This is a genomic window from Sandarakinorhabdus sp. (assembly GCF_031422795.1).
Lineage (GTDB): Bacteria > Pseudomonadota > Alphaproteobacteria > Sphingomonadales > Sphingomonadaceae > Sandarakinorhabdus.
In genome coordinates this window covers 1-10,487 of sequence record NZ_JANPML010000197.1, presented here as the reverse complement: position 1 = coordinate 10,487, position 10,487 = coordinate 1, and the positions used below count along the sequence as shown (strand labels likewise).

The 10,487-nt window shown below is 66.3% G+C and carries 9 protein-coding genes and 1 pseudogene; 2 read left to right on the top strand and 8 right to left on the bottom strand.

Annotation, left to right across the window (positions count from 1 at the left end; translation table 11 throughout):
• On the top strand, window positions 1-184 hold a 184-nt coding region (locus RMO81_RS07565), incomplete at its 5' end, for a histidinol dehydrogenase (RefSeq protein ID WP_310475211.1).
• Here the strand turns inward: RMO81_RS07565 and RMO81_RS07560 are convergent.
• The 6 genes from RMO81_RS07560 to RMO81_RS07535 all read right to left on the bottom strand — a co-directional run bounded on the left by RMO81_RS07560 (window position 181) and on the right by RMO81_RS07535 (window position 7,548).
• On the bottom strand, window positions 181-1,329 hold the full coding sequence (locus RMO81_RS07560; protein ID WP_310475210.1) for a serine hydrolase domain-containing protein: 1,149 nt from the start codon (window positions 1,327-1,329) through the stop codon (window positions 181-183). The genes RMO81_RS07565 and RMO81_RS07560 overlap by 4 nt on opposite strands.
• Window positions 1,330-1,540: 211 nt before the next feature.
• A complete protein-coding gene (purH, locus tag RMO81_RS07555; RefSeq protein ID WP_310475208.1) occupies window positions 1,541-3,127 on the bottom strand; it encodes a bifunctional phosphoribosylaminoimidazolecarboxamide formyltransferase/IMP cyclohydrolase in 1,587 nt (528 codons plus the stop codon).
• Between the two features lie 58 nt (window positions 3,128-3,185).
• A complete protein-coding gene (locus RMO81_RS07550; protein WP_310475206.1) occupies window positions 3,186-4,952 on the bottom strand; it encodes a heparinase II/III family protein in 1,767 nt (588 codons plus the stop codon).
• Complete coding sequence (rpe, locus tag RMO81_RS07545) at window positions 4,952-5,614, bottom strand: ribulose-phosphate 3-epimerase (protein ID WP_310475205.1); 663 nt, start codon at window positions 5,612-5,614, stop codon at window positions 4,952-4,954. The genes RMO81_RS07550 and rpe overlap by 1 nt, the downstream gene beginning before the upstream one ends.
• Before the next feature lie 83 nt (window positions 5,615-5,697).
• A complete protein-coding gene (locus tag RMO81_RS07540) occupies window positions 5,698-6,930 on the bottom strand; it encodes a TlpA disulfide reductase family protein (protein WP_310475204.1) in 1,233 nt (410 codons plus the stop codon).
• 72 nt (window positions 6,931-7,002) lie between these two features.
• On the bottom strand, window positions 7,003-7,548 hold the full coding sequence (locus RMO81_RS07535; RefSeq protein ID WP_310475203.1) for a J domain-containing protein: 546 nt from the start codon (window positions 7,546-7,548) through the stop codon (window positions 7,003-7,005).
• A gap of 94 nt (window positions 7,549-7,642) precedes the next feature.
• On the opposite strand from RMO81_RS07535, the gene RMO81_RS07530 reads away from it, so the two are divergent.
• Window positions 7,643-8,884, top strand: coding sequence for an MFS transporter (locus tag RMO81_RS07530; protein ID WP_310475202.1), 1,242 nt, complete (start codon window positions 7,643-7,645; stop codon window positions 8,882-8,884).
• Here RMO81_RS07530 and RMO81_RS07525 read toward each other — a convergent pair.
• Together RMO81_RS07525 and RMO81_RS07520 are read right to left on the bottom strand one after the other, a co-directional pair.
• Window positions 8,835-9,917: an SO2930 family diheme c-type cytochrome gene (locus RMO81_RS07525; RefSeq protein WP_310475201.1), complete on the bottom strand. Its 1,083-nt coding sequence runs from the start codon at window positions 9,915-9,917 to the stop codon at window positions 8,835-8,837. The two genes, RMO81_RS07530 and RMO81_RS07525, sit on opposite strands and share 50 nt — an antisense overlap.
• Window positions 9,914-10,487, bottom strand: a pseudogene (locus RMO81_RS07520) (hypothetical protein); the annotation flags it as partial. The gene RMO81_RS07525 and the pseudogene RMO81_RS07520, both read right to left, overlap by 4 nt.

The window sequence follows — 10,487 nt, the reverse complement described above, 5'->3', positions numbered from 1 at the left end:
GCTGCCCACCGGCCGGCGCGCGCGCTTTGCGTCGGGCCTGTCGGTGGTGGATTTCATGAAGCGGACGACGTTTCTCGATTGCGGCCCACGCGGCCTGGCCGCCATTGGTCCGGCCGGCGCAGCGATTGCCGACGTCGAAGGGCTGGCCGCTCACGCCGCGTCAATCCGGCTGCGCTTGATCTAACGCCCGTACACCGCCCGCTCAAACGCGCGCAACACCTCAACCGTTGCCGGTTCGCCGAACGGCAGATGCTGCATGCACAGCACGGCCGCGATATCGGATTCGGGATCGATCCAGTAATAGCTGTTGGCGATGCCGGCCCAGGCGAGGCTGCCGGCGGCGCGGCCGTCGGGGCCGGGCTCGGGGTTGATCAGGAAGCCCAGGCCCCAGCCGCAGTCCATCATCGGGAACAGGTCAAAATCGGATGAGAAGCCGGGCAGGTTGGTGACCATCCGCCCGGCCGGCATCGAAATCTGGTTGCTGGCCATGTCGGTCACGGTTTCAGGCCGCAGGATGCGGGCGCCGTTCAATTGGCCGCGGTTCAGGATCATGCGGCAGAAATGCAGATAATCGCGCGCGGTGGAAACCAGCCCGCCGCCGGCGCCCTGAAATTCGGCCTTGTCACCCCCGCCGAAATGCACCGGGAACGGCATCATGTTGCCATCGGGGGTGCGCACGTGCAGCGGGGTTAGCCGTGACTTCACCGCATCGTCGAAAGCGAATGTCGTGTCGTTCATGCCAAGCGGGCCGGTCACGTGGCGGGCCAGCCATTCGCCGAGGCGCATGCCTGACGCGGCTTCCACCGCCAGCCCCACCCAATCGGTGGAAATGCCATAGATCCATTGCGTGCCGGGATCGGCGAGCAGCGGCGCGTTCAGGCTGGCAAGGCTGCCGGGTGCCGCCGGATTGTGCTGGCGATACTGCGTCAGCTCGGCCGACATGAATTCATAGCCGAAACCCGATGTGTGGGTGAGCAGATGCAGGAGCGTGATCGGTCCGGCAGCGGGGCGGGTGACCGGCTTGCCTTCGTCGTCAAAGCCTTCCAGCACTTCCGGGTTGGCCAGTTGCGGCAGCAGTTTACCGATATCGTCATCAAGGCCCAGCCGGCCCTGTTCGACCAGCTGCATGGCGGCAACACTGGCAATGGCTTTCGTCATCGATGCGATCTGGAACAGATCATCCTGGGCCAGCGGGGGCCCGCCGGGGCCCTTGGTGCCCACGGCTACTTCCGCTAATGTGCCGCTGCTGTTGCCCACCACAGCGACCGCGCCGGGGACGTTGGCGGCGGCCAGCGTGGTTTCGAGTGCCGTCTTGATCCGTTCGAGCATGTGAGGCTCTCCTTTACCGCAAAGCTTAGGGAAGATGCTCACCCCCGGCTCCTTCCGCTTTTGACAGATTTGACACTTTTGACGCATTTCGCGTGTTTTCGATGTGCCATTCCGCCCGATGACGGCGCCCGCCCGCAATCCGGGACAGAGCCATGATGACAGGGTTTGCCGGTGTAGGACAGGCCCGGGTCGGGGCTTGGTTGTCGGGCCCTCAGTGCCGGAAATGCCGCATCCCGGTGAACACCATCGCCAGCCCGCGCTCATCTGCGGCTGCGATCACATCCTTGTCGCGGATGGAGCCGCCGGGCTGGATGATGGCAGTGGCGCCGGCCTCGGCCGCCGCGATCAGGCCGTCGGCGAAGGGGAAAAAGGCGTCAGACGCGACGCACGAACCGATGGTGCGGGCCTGTGCCCAGCCAGCGGTTTCGGCGGCATCCAGGGCCTTGCGCGCCGCGATGCGGGTGGAATCAAGCCGGCTCATCTGGCCAGCGCCGATGCCCGCCGTGGCGCCGCCATTGGCATAGACGATGGCGTTGGATTTCACGTGCCGCGCCACGGTCCAGGCAAACATCAGATCGGCCCATTCGGCGTCGGTGGGTGCGCGGCTCGTCACCACCGTGCAGCCGGCGCGCAGCACCGCGCCATTGTCACGGCTCTGCACCAGCATGCCGCCGGAAATCGGCTTCAGCATCAGGCCCGGCCGGCGCGGATCGGGCAGATCGGCGATCAGCAGGCGCAGATTCTTCTTGGCCGAGAAGATCTTCAGCGCATCCTCGTCAGCGCCCGGCGCGATCACCACTTCGGTAAAGATGCCGGAGATGGCTTCGGCGGTAGGGCCGTCGAGCGTCTGGTTGACCGCGATGATGCCGCCAAAGGCCGACACCGGGTCGCACTGGAAGGCCTTTTCATAGGCATCGGCAAGGGTGGCGCCCGTCGCCACACCGCACGGATTGGCGTGCTTGATGATGGCGCAGGCCGGGGCGCTGCCTCGCCATTCGGCAATCAGATCAAGCGCGCCATCGGCATCGTTCAAATTGTTGTAGCTCAGTTCCTTGCCCTGCACTTGTCGCGCCGCGGCAATGCCATAGAATTTGCCCTGCGGCAGGTAAAGCGCGGCCTGCTGGTGCGGGTTCTCACCGTACCGCAGCGTTTCCTTCCGCGTCAGCGCCACCGGCAGCACGGCGGGGAACATCTCTTGCTGGTCGGCAAAGGCGAACCAGCTGGCGACAGCGGCATCATAGGCGGCAGTGTGGGCAAAGGCGGCAGCGGCGAGGCGGCGGCGCAGCGCCAGTGGGGTGGCGCCATCGTTCGCATCCAGTGCGGCGATGAAGTCGTCATACTGGTCGGGGCTGGTCAGGATGGCGACGAAATCATGGTTCTTGGCCGACGATCGCACCATGGCCGGGCCGCCGATGTCGATATTCTCGATGATCTCGTCGCGCGGGCTGCCCTTGGCGACGGTGGCAGCGAACGGATAAAGGTTGATCACCGCCAGATCGATGGCGCCGATGCCATTGTCGGTCATGGCCTGCACATGGTCGGCGTTGTCGCGCAGCGCCAGCAGGCCGCCGTGCACGCGCGGGTGCAGCGTCTTCACGCGGCCATCCATCATTTCGGGGCTGCCGGTCAATTCGGCAACATCCCTCACCGCGTGGCCCAGCGCGCGCAGCGCCGTGGCGGTACCGCCGGTGGAGACCAGCTCAATCCCGCGCGCCACCAGCGCAGCGGCCAGTGGCTCCAGCCCGGCCTTGTCGGAAACGGAGAGCAGGGCGCGGCGGATGGGGACGAGATCGGTCATAAAAGGCGGCTTTCCGAATGCGGGCGACGATTCCGCGCCCGCGTAGCGCCTCACGCCCTTATTTGCCAGCCCGCTTCAGGCTCCAATGCACATCGGCGGCCATTTTCTGGGTGCCGCCCGACACCACCAGCTGCTGGGTGCGCTGGATATTGCCGGCCGCATCCACCCACACCGATGGTTCGATGGCCAGCCTTCCCGCACCGCTTTCCAGCCGCACCTTGAAGGCCCAAATGCGACCCGCCGGGGTTTTCAGCAGCGCGCCCATGCCATCAGCGGTGGGCGTGGCGGAAACGCCGGGGCCGAGGTGGAAGCGCACATCAAAGGCGCGTTCGGCGCTGCGGCGCAGCAGGCCGGCGGGGGCGGCTTCGATCAGATCCTCGCCGGCAAGTTCGGTGCCATCGGTGGTGAGGAACAGGCGGCGGCGCACCAGCATGCCGAACCGCCTGGCATAGCCATTGTGGCTCGTCTCGATCAGCTGGCCTTCCACGTTGCTGCGCAGGGCCAACGTCACTTCTTCCACGCCCGCAGCCAGCGTGCCATCATCGCGGATGCGGGTGCTGTTGGTGTCGGCGATCACCAGCGTGGAATGGGCAGCCGTGGTGGAAAGGCCCGATGCCAGTGCCGGCGCCAACGGCGCTTCCAGGCCGCGCACGCCGCCGCAATTGGTGATCAACCGATCGGGCCCGTCGCTCATTTCAAAGGCCAATGTGCCAGCGTGGCCGCTGCTGGACAGGCGGGCCGATGGTGGCGGACCGGCATCGATCACGACGACGCTGCGCCCGGCCGACAGGCGGTGATAGCCGCTCCAGCGCCCGCCGCGGCGGATTTCGGTGCCAGTTGCCACCTTGCGCGACAACCGATCCAGCGCGTCGGCCCCGATCACCGCGCCGCCGTGCCACGCGCCGATCTGGCCATCGCCCAGCATCAGCCCGCGCAAGGCCGGAGCCAGCCGGGCCAGCGTATCGGCAAAAACCGGTGGGGCGCGATTGCCCAGGGCTTCGGGTGCATTGGCCGTGAAGATCAGCAGATCGGCCAGCGCCAGCGCATCCACGGCTGAACGGCTGGCAATGCCGCCATCGGGCAGCACAAGTGCGGGCAGCAACTGATTGAGCCCGGCCAGTGCCGCACTGGCGCGCACCTCGCCGCCGGGGATGAGCGTGCCGGCGGCATACAGCCCGCACAGCGCCTTGGCTTGGATCAGGCCTTCGGTGCCGCGCCGGGCCGCACGATCAAGATGGCGGGCCCAGGTCGCCATCGCCGACAGCACCGCCGAACGATAGATCTGATTGGAAGACGACAGAATCAGCGGTGCATGGCCCAGTGCCATCATCAGCCGCGTGCCGGCAAGATCGGCGCGCCAGCCCAACGCATCATATTCGCCCATGTTGGCGAGCCAGCGCTCAACCAGATTTTCCGCAGCGCGCTTCGCCGCCTCGCGGTCGGGCAGGATGGCCAGATCGCGCAGCCATTCCCAGCCATGCGCCCATTCCAGCCATTGTGCCGGCGGCCCTGCCTCACGGAATGTGATGTCCCGCGTCATTGCGGTGTGGCCGGCGTGGATCAACCGGCCAGCCAGGATGCGTTCGCCGATATGGGGATCGCCCGGCACTGGATCGGCCGGCGCCGCCAACAGCTTGAGCGGAAAGCGGCCGCGCAGGCGAAAGCGGTGCAGCGGCGTTGCATAAAGCCGCGCGGTCAGCCCGGCGGCGAGTTTTTCCGAAAGCGACAGGCCGCGATCGCCCTCACCACGCCGCAGGCTGGCGTCTTCATCACCAGCGTGTGAATCTGGCGGCAGCGGGTCGGAAGGCGAAGACGGTCTCGCCATCAATTCCCCTTCAAGGCGGCGATGTTGGCGGCATATTGCGCGGCACCGCCCTTGAAGCTGGCCGTGCCGGCAACCAGCACATCAGCGCCGGCGGCAACCACGGTGGCGGCATTTCTGGCATCCACGCCGCCATCCACTTCCAGATGGATCTGGCGGCCGCTGTCGTCGATCATGCGGCGCAGGCGCTCGATCTTCTTCAATTGGCTGGTGATGAAGCTCTGGCCGCCAAAGCCGGGGTTGACGCTCATCACCAGGATGAGATCGATGTCGCCCAGCACTTCGGCAACCAGCTCCACCGGGCTGGCCGGATTGAGCGACACGCCGGCCTTTTTCCCCAGTGCCTTGATGCGTTGGACGGTGCGGTGCAGGTGCGGGCCGGATTCAGGGTGAACGGTCAGGATATCGGCGCCGGCTTCGGCAAAGGCCTCTAGATACAGATCGACCGGGCTGATCATCAGATGCACGTCGAACGGCAGGCTGCTGTGCGGGCGCAGCGCTTTTACCACGGCGGGTCCGATGGTGATGTTGGGCACGAAATGCCCGTCCATCACGTCGACATGGATCCAGTCTGCCCCGGCGGCGCTGATGGCGCGCACTTCCTCGCCCAGCCGGGCAAAATCGGCCGAAAGGATCGACGGGGCGATGCGGACGGGCGGGCTCATGGCCTGTGCTTAGCAGGGCCGGCGCAGCCGTGGTAGAGGCTGAGCGGACGCATCACCGCAGGCTTCTGTGGATTGATCGCGGCTCAGGCGCGTTGTTTGAGCAACTTCGTTACCGTTTCGTCGAATTCGCGCTTCACCTTCTCGCTCAGCGCGCCCGTTGCCGGCCCGGCCCAGCCCACATGCACTTCCTTCACGCGGCCATCACGGCCGATGAAGATCGTGCTCGGCCACACCTTCACCGGTGCCAGATCGCCAAGGACTTTCTTGGTGTCATCAGCGTTGGGCTGGCCGCCATAGACCATCGGGTACGGCAGCTTGTAACGCGTCTTGAAGCTGGTGATCTGGCGCATCGCGCGGGGCACATCCGTGCCATATTCAAACTGCAGCCCGATCATTTCCAGGCCTTCCTTCTGCCGGCGCGCGGCATAAGGCCCCATGAAAATGGCTTCGTCGTGGCAATTGGGGCACCAGGCGCCGCCCAGCGTGATCACCACCACCTTGCCCTTGTAGCGCGGGTCACTCAGGCTGATCATCTGGCCTTCCGGCGTGGGCAGGCGGAACGACAACCGCTCACCGCCGGGTGCCTCGACGAGCACGGCGTTCATCGTCGCCTGTTTTTCCTTCTTCGCTTCCCACGCATTGCCAGTCGGCCGGCTGGTGGCGGCAAATTGCGCGCCCTTCAGCGTGTCACCCGCCAGCGTGCCGGTCCACAAATTGGTGAAGCTGCCATCGAAGGTGGAAAGCTTGAGCTGGTTGCCGTTCAACTCGCCCGACAGATACCGCATGTCGCCAGAGGGCAGCTGCACCGTGCCCGACACCTGGGAACCAACCTGTTTCAGCAGCACCAGGCCCTTCACCTTGTTGTCACCATAGGTCAGGTTCCAGCGGCCAGTCACATTGCCGGCCGGTTTCACCGCGCCAGGGCTAAATCGCCACGCGCCGCGCTGGGCGCGGGCCGGCAGCGTCACGGTGCCGGTGGCGCGCAGCACGGTGGCGGAGCCGGTCAGCGCATCGGCACCAACGGCCTTCAGTTCCAGCTTGCTGTTGTAGCTGGGGAAGGTGAGCGTGATGCTGTCCCCCGTCACCTGCACCTGTTCCACCTTCAACCGTTCGGGCGCGTTGACCAGCCACGCTTGCGGCCCGGCCTTGCCCTGCCGCACGTCCAGCGTGAACGGCAGCGGCCCGCCGGGGTGGCCATCAAAGCTGACCCGCCATTGGCCATAAAGCCCGGCGGCGATCGCTGGCGATGCTGTGAGGCCAAGGACTGAACTGGCGATCAGGCCAGCGGCGAACAGGGTGCGAATTCTTGCCATCATGATCCCCCTCAAACAGTCTTGGCGGCCGGGCCGCAAGCTGGGCATTTCTTGTCCGCGGCAAAGCCCGGCTTTCTAGCGTGCGTCCCGTTCTGCGGCCTGCGCGCGCGCTGCATCGGCGGCCTGCAGCACGGCCCAGGCCGCCTGCACGGCACGGAAACGTTCGACGGCTTCGGGGCTGGCGCCGGCGACATCGGGGTGGCTGGCCTTGGCCGCGGTGCGCCAGGCGGCCTTGATCGCTTCCGGGCTGGCATCTGCCTCCACGCCCAGCACCTTCAGCGCGTCCATCTCGGCCCGGCTGCGGCTGCCGTCGCCTTCGCCGCCCCATTCCCAGTGGCTGGCGCGGCGATAATTGCGCTGCCGGTCTTCGGATGCCGCGCGGGCGGCGGCTTCTTCTGGTGTCAGGCCGCGGAAATAATCCCAGCCGGCGTTATATTCGGCGGCATGTGCCTGGCAGAACATCCAGCGTTCCGGGCTGTTGGGGGCCTTGGGCGCGGGGCGATCGCCCACATTGGTGCAGCCATCGCGATCGCACAGGCGCACCTTGGCGGCGGCGCGTTCTGCACCATAATCCCGCCAGCGCGGGAACCCCCAATCATCGTTGCGCCGTTGTTTTGGCACTGGGCCGCTGCTCCTCAAACCTTGCTTCTATGCCATCCCGGCCCGGCTTGCGAGTCTGGACGGCGTGTCGGCAAACGGGCATTGCATGTGACAGATGCTCGATCTGTTGACCACGCGGCGCTTTGGCCCCCTGTTTGCCACACAGTTTCTGGGTGCGTTCAACGATAATCTGTTCCGCACCGCGCTGGTGTTCATCGTCGCCTATGATCTGGCCGCCGCCGATCCCAAACAGGCGGCGCTGCTGGCATCGGCGGCGGCTGGCCTGTTCATCCTGCCGTATTTCCTGTTTTCCGGAATCGCCGGTTCAGCGGCCGATGCGCGCGACAAGGCAGCGATCTGCCGGCTGGTGAAACTGTCGGAAATTGCCTTCATGGCCCTGGGCTGGGCGGCGCTGGCGCTTGGATCGCTGCCACTGGCGCTGGGCGTGGTGTTCCTGATGGGCTGCCATTCCACCCTGTTCGGACCGGTGAAATATGCCATCCTGCCCCAGCATCTCAAGCCGGGTGAGTTGCTGGCCGGCACCGGCCTGGTAGAGGGTGCGACCTTCGTCGCCATCCTGCTTGGCCAGGTGGCGGGCGGGTTGCTGGCCACACAGGCGGTGGGGCCGGTTGCGCTGGCCATCGCCGGGCTGGGCTGGCTCGCATCGCGTTTCATCCCGCCGGCGCCGCCCGAAGCCGGGCGCAGCATCAACTGGAACCCGATTTCCAGCAGCCGCGCCGCACTGGGCCATGCCTTTGCCAATCGCCAGCTGCTGATCGCCACGCTGGCGATCTCGTGGTTCTGGGCGCTGGGTGCGATCTATACCAGCCAGTTCGTGCCGCTGGCCAAGAACGAGATGGGCGCTACCGAAACGGTCGCCACCTTGTTTCTGGCGGCGTTTTCCGTGGGCATCGCCGTGGGATCGGTGGCGGTGGGCCGTTGGCTGAAGGGCCGCATTTCCACCCGGTTGTGCGCTGCCGCCGGGCTGGCGATGGCGCTGGCGGGATTTGATCTGTGGTTTGCGATTCCGGCCGTGGGCGCCGCCCCCAAGGACGCCGCTGCCTTCTTTGCCGCCGCCGCCGGCTGGCGCGTGCTGGCCGATCTCACGGCGCTGGCTTTGGCGGGCGGCGTGTTCTCGGTGCCGCTCTATGCCGTGCTGCAAACTGCAGGCGCGGCCGGCAACCGGGCCAGCGCCATTGCCGCCAACAACATCTTCAACAGCCTGTTCCAGGTGGCGGCCGTATTGGCTGCAGGCGCAGCCGTGGGCGCCGGCCTTGGCATGCCGCTGGTGCTGATGCTGTCCGGCCTTACGGTGCTGTTGCTGCTGCCGGCGCTGCACCGGTTGGGCCGGGCATAGCCCCGATCCCCATTTGCGCGATCCACTCGCGGATCAGCGCCACGCCCTCATCATGCGCCAGCGCCCGGCCGAATTGCGGCATCATGATGCCGGGTTCCGATGCGATCATGCGGTGCAGCAGGATGGATTTTTCGGGCTGGCCGGGCAGGATGGAAAATTCATGTCCGCCCGAACCGCGGCCGGCCGCCACCGGGCGTTTCAGCACGCCCAGATGGGCGGGGGTGGTTTCTTCCGGCACCAGATACAGCCCGGAATTCGACGCAAAGCCGCCGCGGCTGTGGCAATGGCCGCAGTTCACCGCCAGATAGGCGCGGGCGCGGGCATTCAGCGGTTCGGCTGCATTGTCCCAGCGTGCCAACCTTGGCCAGCCAGCGGCGGGCAGCCCGGCCAGCCGGCCTGATGCGGCCCAATGCATCAACTGGTTGGCGCCATGGCCATTCAACCCGCCATTGAGATTGCCCGCCGTGGGCCCGATCGGCGTGATCGCTTCGCCATCCTGATGGCAGGTCTTGCACTGGTTCTGGTTGGGCACGGCATAATCGATGGCCTGCGCACGGCCCGCCTTGTCGATGAACTGCACCGGCACTTTCATGCCGGCGCGCTTCAGCACTGCGCCGCCGTCCTGTTCGACATAGCTTAACGCCACCCAGCCGGCGGGGCGGTGAATCAACAGGCGCGTTTCGATGGGGCGGACGTTCTGCGTTGGCTGGCGCAGATCGGCCGGGAAAGCAAAACGCTTGACCAGAACGGTGCCGATCGGAAACGCCAGCGCACCGCTGGCGCGGTATTGCGCCTGCGTGCCGGGCGGCAGCCAGACGTACCGATATTTCTCGGCGCCATCGGAAAACAGCGGCGTGTTGAGCGTATAGGGCTGCAGCCCTGCCGCGGGAGCGCCGCTGGCATCGAACAGGCCGTAATCCGCCAGGTGCGGCGCATCAGTGGCCTGCAACAGGTCATGACGCACAAGATCAGGGCGCACTGCAGGTACAGGCGCAGCCCCCAGCAACAGCAGCGCAGCCCAGGCCCGCTTCATCGGCTGCGCGTCTCCAGTTCGGCCGGCAGCACGATGGCCGGGCGGTTGCTCACCACCACAGCCGATGTCATCGCGGCGGGTTTGGCGGCGCTGGGCGGCGTGCCCTGCAAGCCAAGATTGAGGCTGATGCCCGGCGCATCGCTGTTGATGGTGCCATCTGCCGTTCGCTCACCGCCGCCACCGGGCACGGTATAACGGGTGACGCCATCCCACATCACCGGCGGCAGCGTGCCGCCCACCGCCGCAGCGATTTCCTTGCCACCCTTGAAGGTCGGCGCCTTGCCATTGTCCATGAAATGGTTGCCCGCCACGGAAACACTGCGCGGCAACGGGTTGTAGGCCTTGTCGGTAAAGGCCTGTGTATAGGCGACGATCATCACGGCGCTGCCGTTGTTGCCCATCACATGGTTGTTTTCCACGTTCACGCGTTCGTTGGCCATCACCATGATGCCGGTGCCCGATGGCACACCGGCCACGATATTGCCCGGCGCGGCAAAATTCACGTGGTTGTTGGCGATCACCTGGTTGTTTGCCAGCCGCACGTTGCGGCCGCCCTGTTGCGGCAGATCG